The organism is Nitrosococcus halophilus Nc 4, assembly GCF_000024725.1.
Taxonomy (GTDB): Bacteria; Pseudomonadota; Gammaproteobacteria; order Nitrosococcales; family Nitrosococcaceae; genus Nitrosococcus; species Nitrosococcus halophilus.
The window spans coordinates 609,572-631,437 of sequence record NC_013960.1 but is presented as its reverse complement, the minus strand read 5'-3'; the positions used below and the strand labels follow the sequence as shown (position 1 = coordinate 631,437).

General features: G+C 51.4%; 25 protein-coding genes. 11 read left to right on the top strand and 14 right to left on the bottom strand.

The genetic code is table 11. The annotated features are described in order from the left end of the window. Window positions 1-161 precede the first annotated feature (161 nt). From NHAL_RS03040 to NHAL_RS03005, 9 genes are all read left to right on the top strand, one after another. Window positions 162-431, top strand: coding sequence for an AbrB/MazE/SpoVT family DNA-binding domain-containing protein (locus NHAL_RS03040; protein WP_013031698.1), 270 nt, complete (start codon window positions 162-164; stop codon window positions 429-431). A gap of 800 nt (window positions 432-1,231) precedes the next feature. Beyond that, window positions 1,232-2,536 (top strand): flippase, encoded by a 1,305-nt coding sequence (locus NHAL_RS03035; RefSeq protein WP_013031697.1) that lies wholly within the window; start codon window positions 1,232-1,234, stop codon window positions 2,534-2,536. Window positions 2,537-2,547: 11 nt separating this feature from the next. Further along, the gene (locus NHAL_RS03030; RefSeq protein WP_238985422.1) at window positions 2,548-3,456 is read left to right on the top strand and encodes a sulfotransferase domain-containing protein; all 909 of its coding nucleotides are present in this window, start codon (window positions 2,548-2,550) and stop codon (window positions 3,454-3,456) included. A 90-nt stretch (window positions 3,457-3,546) separates the two neighbouring features. Further along, the gene (locus NHAL_RS03025; RefSeq protein WP_013031695.1) at window positions 3,547-4,473 is read left to right on the top strand and encodes a sulfotransferase family protein; all 927 of its coding nucleotides are present in this window, start codon (window positions 3,547-3,549) and stop codon (window positions 4,471-4,473) included. Beyond that, a complete protein-coding gene (locus NHAL_RS19605; protein ID WP_013031694.1) occupies window positions 4,473-5,540 on the top strand; it encodes a glycosyltransferase family 2 protein in 1,068 nt (355 codons plus the stop codon). Before NHAL_RS03025 ends, NHAL_RS19605 begins: the two co-directional genes overlap by 1 nt. After that, window positions 5,537-6,577, top strand: coding sequence for a glycosyltransferase family 2 protein (locus tag NHAL_RS19600; RefSeq protein ID WP_013031693.1), 1,041 nt, complete (start codon window positions 5,537-5,539; stop codon window positions 6,575-6,577). Before NHAL_RS19605 ends, NHAL_RS19600 begins: the two co-directional genes overlap by 4 nt. Window positions 6,578-6,601: 24 nt before the next feature. Further along, entirely contained in the window at window positions 6,602-7,702 is a 1,101-nt protein-coding gene (gene glf, locus NHAL_RS03010) for a UDP-galactopyranose mutase (RefSeq protein ID WP_013031692.1), read from the top strand. Window positions 7,703-7,723: 21 nt separating this feature from the next. Beyond that, window positions 7,724-7,876, top strand: a complete 153-nt coding sequence (locus NHAL_RS20900) for a hypothetical protein (protein ID WP_157862473.1) — start codon at window positions 7,724-7,726, stop codon at window positions 7,874-7,876. Window positions 7,877-7,886: 10 nt separating this feature from the next. Beyond that, complete coding sequence (locus NHAL_RS03005; RefSeq protein WP_013031691.1) at window positions 7,887-9,011, top strand: glycosyltransferase family 4 protein; 1,125 nt, start codon at window positions 7,887-7,889, stop codon at window positions 9,009-9,011. A gap of 839 nt (window positions 9,012-9,850) precedes the next feature. On the opposite strand, the gene NHAL_RS03000 is transcribed toward NHAL_RS03005, so the two are convergent. From NHAL_RS03000 to NHAL_RS02985, 4 genes are all read right to left on the bottom strand, one after another. Further along, window positions 9,851-11,116, bottom strand: a complete 1,266-nt coding sequence (locus NHAL_RS03000; RefSeq protein ID WP_013031690.1) for a glycosyltransferase family 4 protein — start codon at window positions 11,114-11,116, stop codon at window positions 9,851-9,853. An 11-nt stretch (window positions 11,117-11,127) separates the two neighbouring features. Next, window positions 11,128-11,994 (bottom strand): glycosyltransferase family 2 protein, encoded by an 867-nt coding sequence (locus NHAL_RS02995; protein ID WP_013031689.1) that lies wholly within the window; start codon window positions 11,992-11,994, stop codon window positions 11,128-11,130. A 158-nt stretch (window positions 11,995-12,152) separates the two neighbouring features. Further along, complete coding sequence (locus NHAL_RS02990; RefSeq protein WP_013031688.1) at window positions 12,153-14,117, bottom strand: tetratricopeptide repeat protein; 1,965 nt, start codon at window positions 14,115-14,117, stop codon at window positions 12,153-12,155. A gap of 110 nt (window positions 14,118-14,227) precedes the next feature. After that, window positions 14,228-14,719 carry a pilin gene (locus tag NHAL_RS02985; protein WP_013031687.1) on the bottom strand — a complete coding sequence of 164 codons (492 nt, stop codon included), beginning with the start codon at window positions 14,717-14,719 and terminating at the stop codon, window positions 14,228-14,230. 366 nt (window positions 14,720-15,085) lie between these two features. Between NHAL_RS02985 and NHAL_RS02980 the strand changes: the two genes are divergently transcribed. Next, entirely contained in the window at window positions 15,086-15,343 is a 258-nt protein-coding gene (locus tag NHAL_RS02980) for a type II toxin-antitoxin system RelE family toxin (protein ID WP_013031686.1), read from the top strand. Then, the gene (locus NHAL_RS02975; RefSeq protein ID WP_013031685.1) at window positions 15,340-15,723 is read left to right on the top strand and encodes a helix-turn-helix transcriptional regulator; all 384 of its coding nucleotides are present in this window, start codon (window positions 15,340-15,342) and stop codon (window positions 15,721-15,723) included. Before NHAL_RS02980 ends, NHAL_RS02975 begins: the two co-directional genes overlap by 4 nt. 11 nt (window positions 15,724-15,734) lie before the next feature. On the opposite strand, the gene NHAL_RS02970 is transcribed toward NHAL_RS02975, so the two are convergent. From NHAL_RS02970 to NHAL_RS22200, 10 genes are all read right to left on the bottom strand, one after another. Then, window positions 15,735-15,953 (bottom strand): PIN domain-containing protein, encoded by a 219-nt coding sequence (locus NHAL_RS02970; protein ID WP_238985421.1) that lies wholly within the window; start codon window positions 15,951-15,953, stop codon window positions 15,735-15,737. Between the two features lie 17 nt (window positions 15,954-15,970). Continuing rightward, window positions 15,971-16,237, bottom strand: coding sequence for an AbrB/MazE/SpoVT family DNA-binding domain-containing protein (locus NHAL_RS02965; protein ID WP_013031683.1), 267 nt, complete (start codon window positions 16,235-16,237; stop codon window positions 15,971-15,973). Window positions 16,238-16,273: 36 nt separating this feature from the next. Beyond that, window positions 16,274-16,729, bottom strand: a complete 456-nt coding sequence (locus tag NHAL_RS02960) for a helix-turn-helix domain-containing protein (RefSeq protein ID WP_203434353.1) — start codon at window positions 16,727-16,729, stop codon at window positions 16,274-16,276. Window positions 16,730-16,789: 60 nt separating this feature from the next. Continuing rightward, on the bottom strand, window positions 16,790-17,119 hold the full coding sequence (locus NHAL_RS02955; protein WP_013031681.1) for a DUF4258 domain-containing protein: 330 nt from the start codon (window positions 17,117-17,119) through the stop codon (window positions 16,790-16,792). Window positions 17,120-17,304: 185 nt separating this feature from the next. Next, window positions 17,305-17,868: a Uma2 family endonuclease gene (locus NHAL_RS02950; protein ID WP_013031680.1), complete on the bottom strand. Its 564-nt coding sequence runs from the start codon at window positions 17,866-17,868 to the stop codon at window positions 17,305-17,307. Between the two features lie 46 nt (window positions 17,869-17,914). Then, the gene (locus NHAL_RS20110) at window positions 17,915-18,073 is read right to left on the bottom strand and encodes a type II toxin-antitoxin system RelE family toxin (protein ID WP_013031679.1); all 159 of its coding nucleotides are present in this window, start codon (window positions 18,071-18,073) and stop codon (window positions 17,915-17,917) included. 64 nt (window positions 18,074-18,137) lie between these two features. Continuing rightward, window positions 18,138-18,548, bottom strand: coding sequence for a transposase (locus NHAL_RS02940; RefSeq protein ID WP_083761352.1), 411 nt, complete (start codon window positions 18,546-18,548; stop codon window positions 18,138-18,140). 147 nt (window positions 18,549-18,695) lie between these two features. Further along, the gene (locus tag NHAL_RS02935) at window positions 18,696-20,030 is read right to left on the bottom strand and encodes a sigma-54-dependent transcriptional regulator (protein WP_013031677.1); all 1,335 of its coding nucleotides are present in this window, start codon (window positions 20,028-20,030) and stop codon (window positions 18,696-18,698) included. Next, window positions 20,027-21,694 (bottom strand): sensor histidine kinase, encoded by a 1,668-nt coding sequence (locus NHAL_RS02930; RefSeq protein WP_013031676.1) that lies wholly within the window; start codon window positions 21,692-21,694, stop codon window positions 20,027-20,029. The genes NHAL_RS02935 and NHAL_RS02930 overlap by 4 nt, the downstream gene beginning before the upstream one ends. Next, window positions 21,639-21,866: a PP0621 family protein gene (locus tag NHAL_RS22200; protein WP_013031675.1), complete on the bottom strand. Its 228-nt coding sequence runs from the start codon at window positions 21,864-21,866 to the stop codon at window positions 21,639-21,641. Before NHAL_RS22200 ends, NHAL_RS02930 begins: the two co-directional genes overlap by 56 nt.

Here is a 21,866-nt window from a genome sequence, read left to right as displayed (position 1 = left end):
TCGACATAACCCTGTGAACAAATTCACCCTACACCCGATTCAGCGCAATGGAAATAAACCTTCCCTTATGTCGAACTGACATTTGGCCAAAGCTATCGCTCGCCCTGTAACCTGTGGGTATTACAATACTTTAATTAAATAATACCCTGTGGAGATTTGCCATGACAACGACGCTTACCAGAAAAGGACAAGTCACGGTGCCAAAGAAGATCCGTGATTACCTCGGCTTGCGCCCAGGATCGGCGGTCGACTTTTTGCTGGGACCGAACGGCGAGGTGATCGTCCGTCCGGCAGAAGATACCGCACCAGCACACTGCAAGGATCGTTTCGGCAAGCTGCGAGGCACGCTCGATACCGGCAGGACCACCGATGAATTGATGCACGTGCTGCGTGGCTACGATACCGACGCAAACGACCCCGGCCTAAAATGATCCTGGTCGACACCTGCATGCTACTCGATGTGGTGCAAAACGATCCGAGCTGGGCGGACTAGTCACTGGCGCAACTGGAATGGGCCGCGGAACGCGGCAACCTGGTGATCAACCCGGTCGTGTATGCTGAGTTCTCGGTGTGGTATGAGAATATGGAAGAACTAAAGCGGACCCTTGCCGGCTTCGATACCGCCCTTGAGGAAAGGAAGGTTCGTGCGCATGGCGCACGCTACTTTTTTAGCCTAGCGGCATCCATTTCCCCAGTATAATTTCTGAAATCAGATTCTATCTAATTTCAAGCGACATTCCCCAGCCATAACGTGCCAGCATAGAGGAACCACGGTTCGCTTTGATATCAATTATTAATGGTATTCAAGGTTTTTATCCCCAGGCCGTTAATTGCACTGTATGAAATAATCCTATGCTTGGAACCCACATTCCCCACTCTTGATTATCAGTTTTCAAGAGTGAAGGGCTTAGTAGAGTAGTCCTAAAGTAGAATGTATTGGGAAGAAACAACGGCTGACGGTTAACGTTGGGAGTTCAGTATTGGAAGAAAATACATGAAGGTCGTGAATACCCAAGAACGTAAATTACCGCTATCCCCTTTGACAATGCCTCCAAGAAAGGAATCAAAAATTGCGTTTGCATAATTGCGGTGGCTCTATCTCTTTTTTCCTTTGGCTGGCTAATAACGGTCCGCTGGCGCAAGAGTTCGAGCAACGCCTTCTTAAACACTTAAACGTGGGGTACACCACTAGAATTAATTCGCACGGTCATTCAGATTCCACGGCACTGAAATGCGCGCCCAGCCACTAATCCGCAGTCTATGGGCTGATCTGCGACCTGGCAGCGAGCGAGGCCGACTAGTGCGAGCCGCTGGCGGCTCGTCATTGATAAAGCTTGGATCAGTACTCCTTGCTTTCCTCGCCAGCCTTCTATACGCACGAGCGCTCGGCCCCCATGACTACGGCCTTTACGCCTACGTTATCGCTTGGGCAACGATGCTCACCATCCCAGCAAGCCTGGGCTTGCCTCGATACCTCGTTCGTGAAGGGGCTCGCCACCCTGCCAACATCCGTGGACTACTCCACTGGTCCGACAAAAGAATAGCCTGGGCGGGTGCATTTGCCGCACTCGTTTTGGCCAGCGCCTTTTTCATTCCCGCCGCCGCCGAGGCCCGCTGGTTATTCTTGATCGCGGCCCCCCTTCCCCTGCTGGCCAATCTTGGCGCCCTACGCCAGTCGTTGCTTCAGGCTCAGAACCGTGTGGTGCAAAGTCAATGGGCACAACTCTTGCTAGCACCCGCCCTGATGCTAACGGCACTCATCATTATTTTGTTGTGGAGTGGCCGGATCACCGCCATGGAACTGACCGCACTATTGGTAGGCACATCAGTTGTGCCACTGATAATCAACCACGCCCAGCTCCGCAAAACCCTTGAAGATTCCCATCAGAGTCATCAACCCACACCCGCCAGCATTCGACAAGGGCTGACATTTATGTGGCTCGGCATGCTGTATTTGATAAACAGCCGCACCGATCTCATCATGCTGGGCGCACTTCAGGGAGCAGAGTCGGCCGGTGTCTATGCCGTAACCTCGCGAGCAGCAGATTTGGTGGCTTTTTTTCTTGCGGCCAGCAATACCGTGATTGCTCCTCGTATCGCAGGTTTGTATCAGAGAGGCGAGCACGCCCAATTGCAACGGCTAATTTCCGGGGCGGCCATGGGCGTATTTTTGCTCACGCTGCCGATCGCCCTCATATTTGCGCTTTTCTCGCATCAGATTATTACCCTGTTCTACGGCCCTGCCTATGCAGCCGGCGCCGTAGCCCTGCAAATTCTCACCTTGGGTCAATTATTCAATGTGCTGGCCGGCCCGACAGCCACGATATTGAACATGACGGGGCACGAACATCTTTCCACCGCGGGAGTCGGTATCAGCGTTGTCATCAACGTAGCGCTAAATACACTGCTGATCCCGCACTTCGGCGTGGAAGGTGCCGCTACCGCCACAGCAACTAGTCTTATCACCTGGAATATCGTTCTGTGGTATTGGGTACGGAACCGACTTCAACTACGCCCGAGCGTCCTATGTCATTAAAACACCACCCTATGCAAGAAAAAGTACGCATCCCAAATTTATTCATCATCGGCGCCCCGAAATGCGGTACAACCGCATTGAGCCATTATCTTGCGGGACATCCCATGATCTTCATGGCCGAACAATCTGGCATTAAGGAGCCAAATTTTTTTAACAAAGATCTAGCGCTTTCCCATCTCCCCCAAAAAATTCGTGATTGGGAAGCATATTTAGGGCTTTTCGTATCCGCACCTGAAAATGTTATCTATATGGGCGATGCATCAGTTCTCTATTTATACTCGAAATGCGCAGTCCCCGAGATCTTGGATAATTGCGAGCAACCTCGATTTATCGTCAGTTTAAGAAATCCTATTGAACTGGCTCAAAGTCTTCATAATCAGCGCGCGAAGCATGGAATTGAAATCCTCGATTTTGAACAAGCCTGGCACCTTCAGGACAAGCGAAAGCAAGGTAAATGTTTACCACACGAATTCATCGATGTTGATCTTCTCCAATACGGCGAAGTAGTAAAGCTAGGCGCACAAATTCAGCGCCTCTTCCAACTGGTCCCACGCGAATTCATTTATGTCATCCTCTACGATGATTTCTCCTCCAGACCAGATGTATGTTATCGCAAGCTCCTCGCTTGGCTTAATCTACCCGATGATGGAAGGATGAAATTCCCTCGACTGAATACATATGTAGGAGGATACCGATGGATGTGGTTGGAACAATCGCTCAGAGCACTTCGAAGCGTACGCCAAGCGCTAGGACTGCCGGGGGGCATTGGAATCCATCATACCATCAACCGTTTCAATGTAATCAATCGAAAGCAACCCCTCTCCAAGGCGTTCCGAGAGCAACTAGCGCACCATTTTCGTGATGACGTCAGACTCTTGGAAAAACTCCTAGGCCGGGACCTTTCACATTGGAATATATAATGCAACCGCCACAGCGATCAGCCTGGTCATCTGGAATTCCATTCTGTGGTATTGGATATGTAACCGGCTTCAGCTACGCCCGAGCGTCCTATGTCATTAAAACGCCACCCTATGCAAAAAAAAGTACGCATCCCAAACTTATTCATCATTGGCGCCCCGAAATGCGGCACAACTGCATTGAGCCACTATCTTGCGGGACATCCCATGATCTTCATGGCCGAACAATCTGGCACTAAGGAGCCAGATTTCTTTGATAAAGATCTAGCGCTTTCCCATATTCCCCAAAAAATTCGTGATTGGGAATCGTATTTAGGGCTTTTCGTATCTGCACCTGAAAATGTTATCTATATGGGCGATGCATCACCTCTCTACTTGTATTCAAAATCCGCAGTCCCCGAGATTTTGGACAATTGCGAGCAACCTCGATTTATCATCAGTTTAAGAAATCCTATTGAGTTGGCTCAAAGCCTTCATAACCAGCATGTAAAAAATGGAACTGAAATATTCGATTTTGAACAAGCCTGGTACCTTCAGGACAAGCGAAAGCAAGGTAAATATTTACCGTGCGAATTCACCGATGGTGATCTTCTCCAATACGGCGAAGTAGCAAAGCTGGGCAGGCAAATTCAACGCCTATTCCAACTGGTCCCACGCGAACTCGTTCATGTCATCCTCTACGATGATTTCTCCTCCAGACCAGATGTATGTTACCGCAAGCTTCTTGCTTGGCTTGATTTACCCGATGATGGAAGGATGGAATTCCCTCGCCTGAATACACGTGTAGGATACCGATGGATGTGGTTGGAACAATCGCTCAGAGCACTTCGAAGCGTACGTCAGACGCTGGGACTTCCAGGGGGCATAGGAATCCATCATGCCATCAACCGTTTCAATGTAATCAACCGAAAGCAACCCCTCTCCAAGGCATTTCGAGAGCAACTAGCCCACCATTTTCGTGATGATGTCAGACTCTTGGAAAAACTCCTAGGCCGCGATCTTTCGCATTGGAATATATAATGCCAAAGATTTCCGTACTTATGTCAGCGTACAACTGCGGACCATATATCGTTGAAGCAGTTTCCAGCATTTCTGCGCAGACATATCCTAACTTCGAGTTCCTAATTATCGACGATGCCTCGACCGACGATACCTGGAGAAAACTCCAACAATGCACACGGAATGATGGGCGTATCCGCCTCTTCCAGAACAGTAGGAATCTAGGGGTCGCCCATTCTATCAATACGCTGATTCCGAAAAGCACCGGCGAATACATCGCACGAATGGATGCCGACGATATTGCGCTACCTACCCGTTTCGAGCAGCAAGTCGCTGTACTGGACTCCGGAAAGGCTGACTTGTGCGGTGGATGGATGACTGTGTTCGGCACGGATACCGAGGTGATGTGGAGCGCTCCTAGCAACGATACGGAAATTAAGGCCGGATTACTCTTCACACCAATGTTTTCGCAACCCACGGTGATGTTGCGACGCGAGCTAATGGAACAGCACCAGTACGATCCCAGCACTGTACCTGCTGAAGACTACGACCTATGGGTTCGCATGGCTCCAGAGGCTATAATGCACAACATCCCCACGCCACTCGTGCGCTATCGTATCCATCCGACGCAGATATCCGCTCGTATGCAGCAGAAGCAGTGGGAGTCCGCAGCATCCATCGCCTCCAAGTATCTTGAACGCACTGGTCTGCCATTCACGGAGGCCGAGAGGAAGATCCATACTTTGATCAGCCACCCCGACCCGCCCGCCTCCATCAATCACGTTCGGGCCACCGATGACTGGTTTTGCAAACTGCTCACGGTATTCAATAGCAAAACAGAGGCCCAACGCATTATCGCGCGCATGTGGTACAGATATTGTCTAAGGGCAGCCGCGCTTGGGCCTCTCGTGTTCTGGCTTTTCCTTCGATCCCCAGTCACAAGGTGCGGAGCGTTCCGCCCTTGGCAATACTTGGCCATATTCGGGCTCAGTGCGCTGCGTGTTCGACACAACTCGAAACTTTATCGGCTACTGATCGTCAGGAGCCCAGCATCAAGAGTAAACTCTAAACTGAGTAACAACACATGAGCACTCCACTTCTATCTGTCGTAATGCCTTGTTTCAACGCTCAGCGGTGGGTGGAAGGCGCTATTGATAGTATTCTGACTCAGACCCACACACACCTCGAACTGATCGTCGTTGACGATGGCTCCAGCGACTCAAGCGTCAAGAGGATTCGCAAGATTGCCAACACTGACGCACGGTTACGGCTTCTCACAGCAAATTGCAACACCGGAATTGTCCATGCTTTGAATTACGGGATAGAGGAGGCAAGAGGCAAATTCATCGCCCGAATGGATGCCGACGATATATGCATGCCGAACCGACTTTCACAACAAATCTCTTTTCTCGAACAAACTAGTTGCGATCTTTGTGGAAGCTGGTTCGTCGAGTTCGGACAAGGAATACCCCGAACTGTCCGTTGGCCGCATACGGAATCTGCCCTGCGCGCGGCCATGATTTTCCAAAATACGATCTGCCACCCCACTGTCATGGCGCGGCGAGAAGTGTTCGAACAATTCCGATACCGTGAAGCGTACCAACTTGCAGAAGATTATGATCTGTTTGCTCGTGCCAGCACTAAATTCCGCCTTGCCAATATCCCTGAACCTTTGCTTCGCTATCGTCGCCATCCCCAGCAAGCTACTCAAGCTAGGCGTAACGACATGGAAATAGTTACAAGACAAATACGACTGCAAGCATTGCAAGCACAAGGAATTGAAGCCACGCCGGAAGAACAGCGCTTGCACAACCTAATTCGTGCGCCGTCTTCCATATATAACACAACTGATCTTGAAGGTATTGAGGCGTGGCTCCTCAAGTTATATAAGGCAAATGACGACAAAGAGGGGAAGCGCATTATAGCTTCGCAATGGGTACGAGCCTGTATCAGGGCTGCTCCGTTGGGGCACAACATGTGGAGGATATACCGATTGTCCCCGCTGCGCGCTTCTGCCGGCATCAACTTGATGACCCATACAGACTTACGAATACTTTCCGCTCTCAAACTTGACTATGGTTCGAACGCATTTTCGTCATTGCGCCGTTTCGGCCTAAGTGCCTGAAAGTACCTACTACTACAGATAACTATGACTGATACCTTTTTAGTTATAGGCGCTGGCTACGCGGGCAGCGTCATGGCGCGCGAGCTGGCCGAGGCCGGGCACCGGGTGCTGGTCATCGAGCGCCGCCCCCACATCGCCGGCAACGCCTATGACGAGCCGGATGCCCACGGCGTGTTGGTCCACCGCTATGGTCCCCATATCTTCCATACCAATGGCGAACGCATATTCGAATACCTTTCCCGCTTCACCCAATGGCGGCCATACGAGCATCGGGTTCGCAGTGTGGTGGATGGGGTGCGGTATCCGTTTCCGATCAACCGGGACACGCTGAACCAACTGTACGGGCTGGAACTGGATGAAGCTAGCGCCGCTGACTTTTTCGAGCGTGTACGGGAGCCGCGTGAGCCGGTGAGCACCAGTGAAGATGTCGTGCTGAACTCGGTCGGGCGCGACCTCTACGAGAAGTTTTTTCTCAACTACACGCGCAAGCAGTGGGGCCTGGAACCCTCGCAGCTCAAGGCCGGCGTGGCGGCGCGTATTCCGGTGCGGACCAATACCGACGACCGCTACTTTACCGATAACTTCCAGGCCATGCCAAAACACGGCTACACCAAGATGTTCGAGGCCATGCTTGACCACCCCAACATCAGCGTCGAGCTGGGAGTGGATTTCACCGAGGTGCGTAACCGGATCAAGGCCCGACATATCGTTTACACTGGCCCCATTGATGCCTACTTCGACTACCGCTACGGGCACCTGCCCTATCGCTCACTGAGCTTTGAACACGAACACCTGACCGATACCGAGCGTTTTCAGGAGACCGGCACGGTCAATTACCCCAACGATCACGCCTATACCCGGATCACCGAATTCAAACACCTGACCGGGCAACAGCACACCGGCACCTCGATTGTGCGTGAATACCCCCAGGCTCAGGGGGAACCGTACTATCCAGTGCCCCGCGCGGAAAACGAGGCCCTGTTCAAGCGTTATCAAGCACTGGCGGAGCAAGAGTCTGGCGTGACCTTCGTCGGCCGCCTAGCGCAATACCGCTACTACAACATGGATCAGGTCGTAGGCGCAGCGCTGGCGGCGGCAAAACGGCTGATCGGGACGGGGTCATAATAGAAGATAGAGCGCGGCGATATGGAAAAACTGCAACATACGCTTGCCGGCGTCGATACCGCCCTGGAGGAATTACCCTGGGAAACCCTGTTTCTAGCTGGCAAACCATTCCGACAATACCGTGCTCAGCGAGGAATACAGACAATGGCACTGCTATCGCCGCCACAAGGCTGATCAGGACACCATGCGTATAGCCTTTCTCTGCAAACGCCGCTACATGGGGAAGGATGTGATTGATGATCGCTATGGGCGGCTATACGAGATTCCCTACCAGTTGGCGCGACTGGGGCACACGGTGCGCGGATACTGCCTCAGCTATCAAGGTGCGCCCGGAGGAACCTGGTCCCATGATGCCTCCCCCGGCCTCCTGGAGTGGGAATCCCGCCCCCTAGATATGGGCACCGTCCTTTATCCTGCCCATCTGCGTCGGCGTTTGCGTTATTTCAGACCCGATGTCATCGTTGGCGCTTCGGATATCCCCCATGTGGCGCTGGCTGCCAGGCTGGGACAGCAATTGGATGTACCCCATGCGCTCGATCTTTACGATCATTTCGAAAGCTTCGGGCAGGCCCGCATCCCCGGCATAAAAACCCTACTGCGACGTGCCGTGGGCGGGGCACCGCTGGTGACGACCACCAGTCAGATGTTGGCTGACCACGTGCTCTCGGAGTACCGTGCCCGTGGCAATGTCCTCAGTATGCCAAGCACCGTGGACAAGACGGTCTTTCGTCCCCTGGACAAAACCCAGTGCCGACAAGCACTGGGGCTACCCACGAACGCCCGCCTGATTGGCACTGCCGGCGGCTTACTAGGCAATAGAGGGATTGGCACGCTGTATGACGCCTGGAAGCAACTAGCGGCGACCGATGCTTCATCGCATTTGGTACTGGCCGGACCGACAGACCCTCAATGCCCACCGCCCAATGGAGAACGGGTTCATTACCTGGGCATGCTAGCCCATGGGCAGATTGCCCAGCTTTTCAATGCCTTGGACGTGGGCGTCATCTACCTGCGCGACAGCTTGTTTGGCCGCTATTGTTTCCCTCAAAAAGCCTATGAGATGGCAGCATGCGGCATCGCCATCGTCGCGACACGGGTGGGCGCGATGACCGATGTGCTTCACGACCACCCGCAATGTCTTTATCAAACCGACAATATTGAAGATCTTACCCGCTGCATTCGCCAGCAATTACAACACCCTACCCCACCGGCGCTACTTATCGACGACTGGAGCAAAATCATTGGCAAGATGGAGCCCCATTTACGTGCTTTAACCACCAAGGGCTTTGCAACAGGCGCTCGAGCTTAAGTATCCCGGCAAAAATTTTGAGCAGAATAGGGTCAGTTTCGCACGGTTTGACGGCTCCTCCGAGCCGACAAGTAGCGTGCGCCATGCGCACGAAGAAGAGTGTACCCCCCCTTCTTATCCCCCCTCCCTTGGAGGGAGGGGGAATTTAAGAGTTTCAAGCATTCACCCCCACCCTTACCCTCCCCCATCAAGGGGGAGGGAATGTTATATCGGAGTTCGCTGCTTATGAGTGACAATTATCGGCTTATCTGCTTTCGCCGACCGGGCTCCTGCCCGGTTGTCCTCTGCGCGTTTCCTGCTTCATCGAGACCCCTATTGTCCCAGGCCGACCCTGGTATCGCTGGGAGGCTGTGCCCCTCGACAGGCCTAACTTCCCGCGCTCCTCGCGGTAGCCATAATGGATGTGCCGGTCGGGTTTTACATCATGGCCGGTCTTCTGATAACAACCCCAAGGCCTCCCTATTGAGACCACACCCTAGCCTGGGGTCGATGTTACCGAAACGCGCCGCAGCGAACAACACGTTATGTGGCCCTTGTGCTCGGCGCGCCGTTTCACTTCGCGACCTCGCTAGGGGGTCGTTCACCATCCATGGAGAACTTCTAGGCATTTCCCTTATAAGAGAAATACAGCCAGGCTGAGCAATTTTGGTATCACTTTTTAGGGAACCGCTATAGCATCTTAGAGACTGGAAAGCGGGAATAAGTATCTCAGTAAATATTCCTGGAGCGAGCCGGTGGCGTGGAGCCAGGGGACAGGGAAATCCCCGCAAACCTTTTTTCTGGGAGGAAAAGCGGGTTTGCGGAACACCATCAACTCCCCCCCAAAACAACCTCATATTTTATTCATAGGTACTTAAAGCATCCCCAATTCGCGACCACACTGCATTCCCAAAATGTTTCCAGGAAAACCCCTCAGCATGAAACCGGAGTACCGCTGCCGGGAGCGATCGCTCCAGAAGCTGAATCACTGCTCCTACAAAGGCCCTATCATCACCCGGAGCCACGAGGTATCCAGACTTGCCTTCGGCCACAGCATCGACAATGCCGCCGGTGGCGTAGGCAACCGTGGGCAAGCCCTGTGCTGCGGCTTCGATGGCGACCATGCCGAAACCTTCGGGATCGTTGGGAATGTGCTGCACGGGAAAGACGTGAACATCCGCTGACTGATACACGGTGGCAAGCCGGTCGCGGTCAGTGATAACGCCGAGAAACTTGATGTGGTTACCGATACCCTTGGAGTCGGCTGCCGCCTGGATGCTTTCGGGAGTTTGGGACTCGGCATGCAAGGATTGTGTGGGCGCATCACCCACCACTAGCAGCATTACATCTGACCTGGCGGCGACGATCTGGGGCAATACATTCGCAACGAACTCACGCAGACCCTTGCGCCGGGTGAGACGGCCCACGGAAAGTAATACGGGACGTTGACCAAGTTGGTGTTCGGCGCGAAAACGGGTGATTGCTTCCGGGTCCAGTTCGCCTTGCGGCAACTCGACGCCGGGAGGAACAATGGTAATACGCGCAAGGTCCACACCTGCATCGATAGCCAGTTTTTCGGTGGCATGGCTATTGGCAATGACGTTATCCATGCGGCGGATGGCGGGTAGCCACAGGGCGCGATAGACCGATTGTTTTACTGCCAGATCCAAACCATGCACATAAACAGCAGCGCGCGCCCCGCAAGATTTTGCAGTCAACCAGCTTATCGGCGCAGTCAGGCCGCTGCCGGCCAGCACGATATGGGGTCGCCAGGCGCGTGCCTCACGCCAGGCGCGCCACTGAGCCGCGAGCAGAAAACCCGGCAAGGGTTTCAGTGGAGCTTCCCGCAGTTGCACAACCCCTACCGGCGCTATAGCCGCCGCGCCTTCGGGACCAATCACTCGCACCTCGGCGCGTTTGGCCAATTCTTCGATCATGTGCCAATTCAACCGCTCCATCCCGCCGACCAAGGGAGGCAGATTGCGGGTAATCACTAAAATTTTTGGGCGTGCTTTCTCAGCCTCTTCGTGCGCATAGCCCACACTACTTGTCGGTTCGGAGGAGCAGTCGAGCCGCGGGAAAGCGCCCCTATTCTGCTCCAAACTTTTGCTGAGAGGCTTCATCATTCAGGGGAAAACTATCGTTGGGAGGTGTTGGCGTACAAAAGATTAGCAATCTGCTCCGAAATCAATCCCATTAGAAAAACGAGAATGGCGGTAATAAACATCAGCGCGCTCATATTAGTAAACCGTCCCTCTAGCAGGTAAGTATAAAGATAATTACCTGCACCCAGCATAAAAAAGACAAAACTGATAGGGGTAAATACTTTTAATGGCGAATAGAGGGTCGCCACCTTTAATATAATTAAAAAAAAGCGAATCCCGTCTTTAACTAAATTAATATGACTTTTTCCTTCCCGTTTATTGGCATGAATAGGGACATAGCTGACCAGATAGCCTGCGCGAAAAAAAGCCATGGTGCTGGTGGTCGGATAGGAAAAACCATTGGGCAACAGGTAGAGAAACTCCCGGAAACGTTTAGCTCGAACAACACGGAAGCCCGATGTCAAATCTTCAATCCGGTGCCCTGTGACCCAACTAGAAAGACGGTTATAAAAACTATTACCCAGCCGTCTGCTTAAGGAAGCCTGAGAAGTGGAATCTCGAGCTCCGACAACCATGTCAAAACCTTCAAAAAGGCGTTCCAATAAACGGGGAATATCCCCAGGGTCATGTTGCCCATCGGCATCCATGAAAACAATGATTTCTCCCGTAGCGGCACGGGCGCCATGTTTGACCGCCGCCCCGTTACCCATACTATAGGCATGGGTCACAACCTTGGCCCCCGCAGCCTGGGCCACCTCTAGGGTTTCATCGCTAGAGCCATCATTGACGACGAGAATCTCCGCATCGGAATAAATTTCCCGTAATGCTGGTAAGAGTTTTCTAAGGCTATTGGCTTCATTTTTAGCGGGTAAAACAATACTCAGGGTAGGCGGCGCCATAAATTGATCCTAACGGGCAAGGTGTTTTCATTGTAACCGTTCCCCGTAAGAGAGCATCGAGAAGTAGGGGCTGAACGATTACTTTTTATTAGCTGAACCATACTTTCTTTTAATCGGCCCCGAATGAATTTTCCCAAGCAATGACATTACCTCTTTTTTTATTCATCCAACAATGCTTCTAACGCTTTCTTCTCCTTCTGTAAACGCTGCGAATGAAGATTCGAAAGAGACAAAGAACTCAGCGCGGCATACTCCGCTTGCGCTTCTTGGTAACGACCCCCATAGCGTAATAGCGCCGCGTAATTTAGTGTGAGCTGAGGATCTCTCGGATTGACTTTTTTGGCTTCCTCTGCCACCTGCAATGCCTGACTCAAATCCCCCTTCGCCAACAAGAGTATGGAATATTCCGTCAGCAGTACGACCTTTGCCTGGGGAACCAGGGTTGGATTTTTGACCGCGGCGCTAAAGAGCATTTTTAACTGCTCCGCTGGCCACCGGCACTCTCCCTCGAGATGACATTGATTGGTTTTCTGGAGATTATGAATGGTAAAAGGCGTTAACGGCGTGGTCTCCAATTCCTGAGCCAGTAATTTTACTTGAGCTTCATTGACTGATTTTTCAAAGGTATAATTTATGGCCAATGTGGCAAGTAAAGCGCTTAGGAAGCGCGGATCATTGCGATAAGCTTGGGAAAAAAATTCTTTTCCCCGTTGATAATACACTTCCCGGTCAGCTTCCTTTTTTTCAGCCAAAGCCAGATCAAAGTACAGCTGCCCTGCACCGTAATGAGTACGGGCCGAGTGGGGATGATGGCGGGCACTGACCAGCAGATGCTCCAAAGGATGACCCCAGGTATCGGCGCGGATGGCGGTCATCGTCGAAAGCAAAACAAGGGTTGTGCTCGCCATAAAAATTCGCAAACCCCTTTGTGGGATCAACACCCCTGCGCCATAGGCAAGCATCAAGGCGATTCCAAATAAAGGGACATAATTGCGGTGCTCATGAACCAACTCTAGGCCAAAGATGGTGGATTCCATACTGTGGCCGATGAGAAAAAATCCCAGACCAAAAACAAACACAGGCGCTCGCTTACGCAAAAGCAGGCAAGCCATCCCCAGGGCGATGACCCCAAGCACCGCAGGTAAGGTGGTGGTGGGTTCCAGCCAACCGTGGGAAATCGCGAAATCGTCGTGGTACAAACTAAAATTGGCCAATCGCGGCAAAAAAATAAGCTGCAAGTAATACCAAAAAACGCGGGCCTCGGTCAGCAAGCGTTCGCCCAAAGTAAACGCCCGGGTCTCGTAACCTCCCAATAACCATTCTAAGTTAAACAGCAGATAAAGGACTCCCAGGATCACGGGCAGCACCACAATCAATCCATGACCTGCGATAAGCAGTCGCCGTGTACCTTGGCGAACAGCACTAAACTGAAACAAAGTCAGTTCCGCCAGCAGAAGGAAAAGCGGCAACAGGAACGCATTTTCCTTGCTCAATGCCCCTAAGGGCAGCGCGATAAACAAAGCCAGCGCAATGGCGATCCAGCCGTTTTTGCCTTCCATCTGCCGTCGACGACCCCAAGCATAAAGGCCAAGACCAGCAAAGGTAAATAAAGCCGCGAGACTGGTCATCCGCTGCACCACGTAAAGCACCGGAGTCAGATTTAGCGGATGCAGCAACCAGAGGGCCGCGCATCCAAGGCTTATCCAGGAAATGGTGGTGTCATTCAATATCTTCTGCTGACAACGCCGATAGGCGGCAAGCAATTGCCAGGCGGTAAAATAAACGAGAATGCCGGTAGCCAGATGAACGAACAGGTTAACCAACTTGAAAGCGTAAGGGTCTAGCCCGCTTACATAATGGTTAAAGGCAAAACTCAACAGACTCAAGGGTCGCTTGAGGGGTCCGGACTCAGTGGAAAAAGCGGCCTGCCAAAGGCTTTCTGGGGAAATATCTTCAATCTGAATAGCCTTATTATCGGTGATGTTATGTTCGTCATCGAATAGAAATGTGCCGCCAAGACCTGGGCTATAGAGAAAGAAGGTAAGGAACAACACCCCTAAAAGCCCCATAAGGCTATAACTTGTTGCCAGCTTAGAATGAGAACGGCTTGCAGGGTTAAGCATGAATTAAGGCTCCTCGGGAGTGAAATGAGTGGCCGTCTAATGACGGCTCATATAAAGAAAGGGCCATCCACTTTGGGACGGCCCTTATCATTTACCTTAGGCTATCGCTTTTAGCTGCGACACTCTGTGGGCAAGTATTTATCTTCAATATCAGTTTGTGTGCTTCCTACACCAGAAATTTCTGGCAGCTTAGAATCGTCTTTGCTATCGTACGCTTTACCGCAAAGCCAGACGAGACTGCCTGCCTGATTCTGAGCGGGTGTCAAAGTAAGTATGCCATTCTCAATATTGCTGTTAGCCCGGTTGCCATAGGTAAGGGCTATTTGGCCATTATCTACCGCCATCTGGGTGATATAATTACCGGTAATAGACGTTGCATCAGCCAATCCCGCAGAAGCATTATCGCCAGGCAACCTACCCCGCGCACTCCAGAAATCGCCGATACTTTGCTTTGCTTCGGCAGCCAGATTCAAGCCCTCTGTCACCTGAGTTCTGATGGTGTAGTCCTGATAAGCGGGAATTGCAATAGAAGCGAGGATACCAATGATCGCCACCACGATCATCAATTCAATCAACGTAAAACCCTGTTGTACTTTTCTCATTACGAGCGACTCCTTGAAATTAATTTGACGGAAACCCAAATTTGTATATTGGCAGCAGATAAATCCTTTACCTGCCTGCATACTCCATCGAGCAATCAGCGTGCCATCCCTATATTTCGGCAAGAGGAGCGATGGCTTTATGGGGGCTGGTTCACAAAATCAGGAGTTAACAGCGCAAAGTAAGGCTGGTGATATGGACTAGAACCTTGGGAGTAATAAAGAGAAGGCAGGGCTTGGGGTGTCGAGGGAGGACAGAAAGTGACGTTCTATGTCACTTTGTCATAGGCAGGATTGAAAACAATCAGTGAGCCGCAAATAATTCATCTAGCTTTTGAATTAGTTATCTCATTATGAGATAACCAAAATATGTATACAATACTCTACAAAAAATCAGCGCAAAAATCGCTGCAGCGCATGCCTAGAAAAATGGCTTTAAAGGTGATTGAGTCATTTAAAAAGCTGGCGGTAGACCCCACGCGAAAAGACCTGGACATCAATCCGCTCACTGGCCGAGAGGGTTTTCGCTTGAGAATAGGAGGTTGGCGGGCTATCTATCAGATAGAGCAGAAACGCTTAGTAACACATGTTCTGACAATTGGAGCGAGAGGAGATGTGTATAAATGACAGCGCAAGTAATTAAACGAAACGGCAAGCCAGAATGGGCTGTTCTGCCCTATGAAGAATACCAGGCATTGCTGGAGAAAGCAGAAATGTTGGATGATATTGCCGCTTATGATAAGGCGATAGCCGCTGATGAAGAGAATATCCCTCAAGAAGTCGTTGAAAGCTTGGTGGCAGGAGAAAACCCACTTAAAGTTTGGCGGACCTATCGCGGGCTTACTCAAGCGCAATTAGCCGAGCAAGTTGGATTGAGCCAATCTCATCTCGTTACTATGGAAAAAGGAGAACGGAAAGGGACGATTAAGGTGCTTAAGCGAATAGCTCAAACGCTGCGGGTGGATATAGATGATCTCTACCCGCTTTCTGAGGGAGGAGGGGAATAAAATTTTTGCATTTAATTATTTTCATTCCTTTCAATTCGCACATTAGGTAAACCGAGGATATGGAGCATAGCCTTCAATACTGCCTTAAGCGGTAGCTCATAAACAGCTTGCAAAATCCATCTTAGCTCTAGTAGTACTGTTTTGGTTACCAGGATCTCATTGGAGCCTAGCAGCTCCATTGCCTGCCGTGCCTGGATCTCATCGTCGTTAGTTACACAGCATACCAGCACGTAGGTATCTACGGCGATTATCTTTTTTCTTTTTTAGACCAACGCCAGCGTAGGCTTTCGGCAATGCCTTTATCCATTTCCTCTAGGGATTTGGCTTTGCCTTGATAACCCGTACAACCTAGTCCTTCTTCCAAGCAGGTGGCAGGGAAGGGCTTTAGGGGTCGAAGAATAATGCTATCGTCCCGCTCTTCAACAATGAACTCCATTCCAGCCTCCCAATGACGCACCGCCCGGATAGATTTGGGGATAATGATTTGCCCTTTGCTGGAGAGGCGAAAGAAAATTTCCGATCCCCGCAGTATTAACAGGCTTTAGCCCATTTAGGCAGCTAGATCGGGTTTCCAACCTGATTCGGTATCCGAAAAAGTGCGCGCCTTTTGATATTCATTCCGATCGAGATGATTGAGCTGATCGACCAAGTTAACGATAGCGGGACTTTTATTCGAATAATCTAAATACACCAACCGAATCATGCGGTCTGCCCACATGGGCACCCTACCCTTACGCTCCCATAAGGAAAGCGTCTGCTCACTGGTGCTTAATAATTCAGCCAGACGTTTCTGGGACATCAACAACTCATTACGTAAAAATCGAAACTCTGCGCCCGTGAGTTTCGGCTTGTGGTAGATCAGATCACAGGCAATTGCGCCGTGTAAATCTTCCATGTTCTCAATAGAGACTGTCTCGCCGTATGGAGTTTTACGTAGGTAATAACCGTTCTTGAGATAAATATTTCGCAATCCGCACTCAGTATAGTGATACATAAACTTAGACATCCGTATGCAGTTATCCTACCCTCCTTAAAGAGGAAATCGAAACCCTTCCTTACCCCCTTTCTATCTATGGTGGTAGGTGGTGACAATGATCACCGGCTGACCCGCGCTATCTGTTTCGATAGCAACCACTACAACTACATTGTCACCCGCCACAAACCTTTCAAGTGTACACTCCCAGTCTCCTGTAGTACCACGTACTGGCCCTTCGATAATTTTACCTTTGCTCAGCACATCAAGGACCTGTCTCGTGGTGATACGGCGTTCCCGCATTCTCTTACGCGCATGTTTTGACCATTGAATGCGCGAGGTGTCTAAAACTGCCTCGCGAATGATTTCTCTGGCGCGCTTGTCGCTAAGCTGCAATTGGGCAATCTTGTTTTTATTAGACAAGGGAGAATCTATAAAATTTATGGGTTACCCATAATTATTATGGGTAACCCCTAGAAAAAGTCAAGGTGACTTCCAAAACGCCGACTAGATACCGGCGCCGTAGGGGTGCAGAGCGAAGCGATACACACCATCAAAAGCGAGAGACTGGGTAGGTTTGGCTTCCGCTCAGCCCGCCTTTGGCATTGTCAGTTTGAGAGGGCTTCTGCCCAGTTAATGATTGCCTCTGGCAATAAGCCCGGTGCAACCCGCTCCCCTCGCCCAGGGCGCAGGATTTTTTTATACCCTTCCGATGAAGGATCTAAGAAAATTTCCAGCCGCTGTGCTTTTAAATCAAACAACCAGGTTTCCGGGATCTGATGGCAAGCGTAGAGAGGAATCTTCACCTCTCGATCATAGGCTACTGAGGTCTCTGCTACTTCCACCAATAAAAGCACATCCTGAGCCTGGGGATGAACCCGGCGATAAAAATCGGATCTAGGTTTTAGAAGCATCATATCGGGCTGAGGTTCTGAATAATCACTAAGCCGAAGGGGATTCTGAATATCGAGCATGGCGGCCTCCCCCAGGTGGGGAGCAAAGGAATGTAATAAATAGCGCACGCAGGCGGCGTGGGCACTTCCAATCGGCGCCATATCAATGATTTCCCCCTCAATCATTTCCACTCTGTCATCCTCTGACAGAATACCCATCTCCCCCATTTTGTGATAGTCAGCAACGGTCAAGCGGTGTCTTGGTAGTGTGACGGTCATGAGAGTCTTACCTCCTTATAAAGCCACCCGCCATTTTTCTTGCCTATTACCGCGAACGGCGGTAGGCGTCACGACGATGCCGAACCCGGACAACCAAAACAGTTAATTTGCCGCCATCGACTTCGTAAATCAAACGGTATTCACCAACGCGAATCCGCCGAAGGCCACTCATACCAATTTGCAGCCCATAGGCCGAATTAAGCATCGCGTATCCGGCAAAACAATACTAGGGCTTGTCTATCCTAGCCAGTTCCCTGCGAGCACTGCCCTTAATCCTGAGCAAGTAGCCCACGTTTTACATCTTCCCATTCTAGGACCGGGTCGTTTGGATCCTGGAGACGTTCGAGGGCTATATGCAGATCATCAGAGTCCTCAAGATAACGCTCTATGGCATCACGCACAATCTCCGCTCGAGAGCGTTTTAATATCTCCCGCTCCTCCTTCAAGCGGGCATTCTCCTTTTTCAAGCGCTTGAGTTCATCATAAAGGTGTTCTTCACCCACCGGATGCTCCACCGCTTGAGCGCGATGGTACTTGCCAATCCAGGGATGCAGGGTGTTCTTGTTGACCCCTAATTCTCCGGCAGTCTTGCTAAACGGTTGATCACTCTCTACTGCCAGCTTCACCGCGCGCGCTTTAAATTCCGCTGTATACTGATTCGCTTTCTTCTTGGTATCCATCACAACACACTCTCCTCATTTGTCTTTAAGATTACTTGAGTTCGTGTGTCCGGAATAGTCTAGCCACTTCAATCGGTGGGTTTCGCTCCGCTCAACGCCACCCTACGGTAGGACCCACAAAATCATGACCGTGAGCACCCTTTGGTATTACTCCAACTCCAGTTTTTTTAAACGATAACGCAAAGCCCGGAAGGTAATGCCAAGGAGCTTGGCGGCAGCGGTCTTGTTGTAATGGGTTCGTTCCAAAGCCTGGAGAATGGCCCGCCTTTCCACGCCCTCCAAACACTCTTCTAACGAACCTACCGGCAGTGATGTCGGGGTACTGGGGGGTTCCGCCTTAGGCAAGTGCAAATCTTTGGCCTCTATGATCTCGGAGTCACACAAGGTCATGGCCCGCTCGAGGGTGTTTTCCAACTCGCGGACATTCCCTGGGAAAGGGTAAACTTGTAGCGCCTCCAGGGCGTCAGAAGTCAACTTAGGACAAGTGATTTGGTTAATCCCGGCGAGTTTACTCAAAATATGCTCGGCCAACTGGGGAATATCACTGGCCCGTTGTCTTAAGGGCGGAACCGGCAACTCAATAACATTAAGCCGGTAGAAGAGATCCTGGCGGAAGCTGCCTTCCTTTACTAAGGCGGCTAAGTCCTTGTGGGTAGCACAGAGAATACGCACATCCACGGAAATTTCTTTCTCGCTGCCAATAGGCCGCACGCTTTTCTCCTGGATAGCCCGCAAAAGTTTGACCTGCATGGGTAAAGGTAAGTCGGCCACTTCATCCAAAAACAGGGTCCCTCCACCGGCGGTTTGAAACAGCCCTCGCTTATCATGGGTGGCGCCGGTAAAACTGCCCTTTTTATGGCCGAAAAACTCGCTTTCCATCAACTCATTGGGGATAGCGCCACAGTTTACCGGGACAAAGGGCGCTTCCAAGCGGGGCCCTTGCTCATGGATGAGCCTGGCGACCAGCTCCTTGCCGGTGCCCGATTCACCGCTAATGTAGACCGGCGCTTGGCTCCGTGCCAGCTTGGCGATTTTGGAGCGTACCGCCCGCATGGCGGCTGATTCTCCCAGTAACCGGTAGCGGGTCCGCCGCTCCCTTTGGGGATAACGAAGCGGGAGTCTAAGGGCTGCGTTGGTCAGATTGCGAAGCGCCTGCAAATCCACCGGTTTGGAGATAAAATCAAAAGCGCCCGACTTCAGGGCTTCAACCGCGGTCTCCACACTGCCATGGGCCGTAATCACCGCGACCGGTGTCTCCGGGAAATGCTGGCTAATGAGCCTGACCAACTCAATACCATCCCCATCCGGAAGGCGCATATCGGTCAAGCACAGATCGAAGGAATGCTGCTGCAAATATTGGCGGGCTTCGGCAAGATCGACAGCCTTATGACAAGCCACGCCCATAGGCGCCAGGGTAAGCTCAAGTAACTCTAGAATATCCGGCTCATCGTCCACAATGAGGGCCAAGGGATGTTCTTTCATGCGGCATTCGCCCCCACACCCAGGGGAGCAAAACAAAGCCGGAAACAGCTCCCCCCTCCGGGAACGGGATAGTACTCCAGGCTGGCGTCATTACACTCGGAAAGTTCTCGAGCCAAATAAAGCCCCAGCCCGGTCCCTGCGCCTTGGGTGGTGAAGAAGGGCTCGAATATTTTGTCTACCGCCTCCTTAGCAATACCCGGCCCTCTATCCATCACATCCAAAAAAACCTGGCCGGTATTGGCTTTAATCCCCACTGAAATTTGGAGGCATGGAGAACCGTCTGAATCTTGGGAATGCCGCCGGGCATTGTCGCAAAGATTCCACAGTATCTGGTGAAGTTGGGAAGGATCCACATGAACCCGGACCTTTCCAGGATCCACCTGGAGCACTACCGCTGCTCGGTCAATCCCATGGGTACGGCAGAACTCTTCTAGAAAATGCAGCAACCAGGGTTTGAGAAGCAATGCTTCCAGGCGGCTATGCTTCCGGCGGCTAAGCTGCAAGACATTCTTGATAATATCATTTACACGCCCACAGTGATTAAGAATAATCTCCAATAGTCGGCGCTCACTTGGGTTTAAAGTGGAAGATTCCCTGAGGAGTTGGCTGGCATGGCTAATCGCCCCCAAGGGATTGCGAATCTCATGGGCAATGCTCGCCGTGAGGCGCCCTAGGGAAGCCAGCTTTAATTGCTGGGCTTGGCGCGCCAGAACTGAAGTGTCTTCTAAAAAGATCAGGGTCCCATAGGGAGCCCCCAGGCTGATGAATTTAGGTAATATCTCGGATTGTTCTAAAGCCGACCGAAAAGCTTTAGGTTGATAAGAGTGGTGTTCTTTCCTCCAGCAGGCAAGCTGCTCGGCAAGGGGGGGCACTGCCATGGCCAGGGGATCGCCTTCCCTCCCCGGTTTCAATCCTAACAGTTCCTCTCCAGCCTGATTGATAAGCCGAATGGTGTCATTCCTATCCACCACCAGGACTCCAGATTGCAAACGCTGAATAATATAGCCATTGAGCTGGCTGATATTCGCAAGGTCCAGGCTTTGTTGAGCCGCCAGGGCCTCGCTCTCTCGAATCCGAGCCGCCAAAACCTGAGCCAATAGTGCCGTCGCAAAAAGGGTGGCGCCTAACAAACCCGCCTGGGTATAGTGAACAGCCTCAAAATCACGGGACACCAGGGAGTAAGACTGTTCAAACAACACCGCCAGAGTCGCCAAGGCAGCAAGGGCATTGGCAGTGCGCCCCACGGTTAAAATCCCCCCGGCGGCGATCACCACCACCAACAACATCCCCAGACCACTGGGGACTCCACCGCTGGCATGCATCAGCAGGGTGATAGCACCGATGTCTAAGGATAACTGCAGCAAAACTTGGAAATAAAACCCGCCAATCCGGGCGACAGTCGCCACACTGAGCGCTATGGCGGCAGCCCCATAAACAAGGCAAGTGATCAAAAATAGATCCGGCTGAGACTGGCCAAGAAATCTGGGGCCAACACCGGTGATCACCACCCCTAAAAGCAAAAAAACAATCAGCAAACGATAGACGCAAAAAACAGCCAGCGGCCGCCAGGCAGGGACTAGGCTTTGGCCCTTAACCGCAGTGGTTATCTTAGTTTTTATCCCTCTTCGCCAATTCACGGTGCTCACGGCAACAAAAATTGTCACTGTCCTCTGTTAGGGCTTCGCCCTCTGGCAGGAAAACCCCACAGTAGGCGCAGCGAACCATATGTCGGGTATCTGTTTCTTGAATCTTTCGGCCAGATTGATAATCCTTTAGTAGCTTTCTTAAAAATAAATAGGCCAATAACACGAACAAGATAAAAAATAATAATCGCAT

What these genes read in the sequence shown, in the direction of transcription:
- NHAL_RS03040 (WP_013031698.1), top strand. Translation starts at nt 162, where the DNA reads ATGACAACGACGCTTACCAGAAAAGGACAAGTCACGGTGCCAAAGAAG.
- NHAL_RS03035 (WP_013031697.1), top strand. Translation starts at nt 1,232, where the DNA reads ATGCGCGCCCAGCCACTAATCCGCAGTCTATGGGCTGATCTGCGACCT.
- NHAL_RS03030 (WP_238985422.1), top strand. Translation starts at nt 2,548, where the DNA reads ATGCAAGAAAAAGTACGCATCCCAAATTTATTCATCATCGGCGCCCCG.
- NHAL_RS03025 (WP_013031695.1), top strand. Translation starts at nt 3,547, where the DNA reads ATGTCATTAAAACGCCACCCTATGCAAAAAAAAGTACGCATCCCAAAC.
- NHAL_RS19605 (WP_013031694.1), top strand. Translation starts at nt 4,473, where the DNA reads ATGCCAAAGATTTCCGTACTTATGTCAGCGTACAACTGCGGACCATAT.
- NHAL_RS19600 (WP_013031693.1), top strand. Translation starts at nt 5,537, where the DNA reads ATGAGCACTCCACTTCTATCTGTCGTAATGCCTTGTTTCAACGCTCAG.
- glf (WP_013031692.1), top strand. Translation starts at nt 6,602, where the DNA reads ATGACTGATACCTTTTTAGTTATAGGCGCTGGCTACGCGGGCAGCGTC.
- NHAL_RS20900 (WP_157862473.1), top strand. Translation starts at nt 7,724, where the DNA reads ATGGAAAAACTGCAACATACGCTTGCCGGCGTCGATACCGCCCTGGAG.
- NHAL_RS03005 (WP_013031691.1), top strand. Translation starts at nt 7,887, where the DNA reads ATGCGTATAGCCTTTCTCTGCAAACGCCGCTACATGGGGAAGGATGTG.
- NHAL_RS03000 (WP_013031690.1), bottom strand. Translation starts at nt 11,116, where the DNA reads ATGATGAAGCCTCTCAGCAAAAGTTTGGAGCAGAATAGGGGCGCTTTC.
- NHAL_RS02995 (WP_013031689.1), bottom strand. Translation starts at nt 11,994, where the DNA reads ATGGCGCCGCCTACCCTGAGTATTGTTTTACCCGCTAAAAATGAAGCC.
- NHAL_RS02990 (WP_013031688.1), bottom strand. Translation starts at nt 14,117, where the DNA reads ATGCTTAACCCTGCAAGCCGTTCTCATTCTAAGCTGGCAACAAGTTAT.
- NHAL_RS02985 (WP_013031687.1), bottom strand. Translation starts at nt 14,719, where the DNA reads ATGAGAAAAGTACAACAGGGTTTTACGTTGATTGAATTGATGATCGTG.
- NHAL_RS02980 (WP_013031686.1), top strand. Translation starts at nt 15,086, where the DNA reads ATGTATACAATACTCTACAAAAAATCAGCGCAAAAATCGCTGCAGCGC.
- NHAL_RS02975 (WP_013031685.1), top strand. Translation starts at nt 15,340, where the DNA reads ATGACAGCGCAAGTAATTAAACGAAACGGCAAGCCAGAATGGGCTGTT.
- NHAL_RS02960 (WP_203434353.1), bottom strand. Translation starts at nt 16,729, where the DNA reads ATGTCTAAGTTTATGTATCACTATACTGAGTGCGGATTGCGAAATATT.
- NHAL_RS02950 (WP_013031680.1), bottom strand. Translation starts at nt 17,868, where the DNA reads ATGACCGTCACACTACCAAGACACCGCTTGACCGTTGCTGACTATCAC.
- NHAL_RS20110 (WP_013031679.1), bottom strand. Translation starts at nt 18,073, where the DNA reads ATGCTTAATTCGGCCTATGGGCTGCAAATTGGTATGAGTGGCCTTCGG.
- NHAL_RS02940 (WP_083761352.1), bottom strand. Translation starts at nt 18,548, where the DNA reads ATGGATACCAAGAAGAAAGCGAATCAGTATACAGCGGAATTTAAAGCG.
- NHAL_RS02935 (WP_013031677.1), bottom strand. Translation starts at nt 20,030, where the DNA reads ATGAAAGAACATCCCTTGGCCCTCATTGTGGACGATGAGCCGGATATT.
- NHAL_RS22200 (WP_013031675.1), bottom strand. Translation starts at nt 21,866, where the DNA reads ATGCGATTATTATTTTTTATCTTGTTCGTGTTATTGGCCTATTTATTT.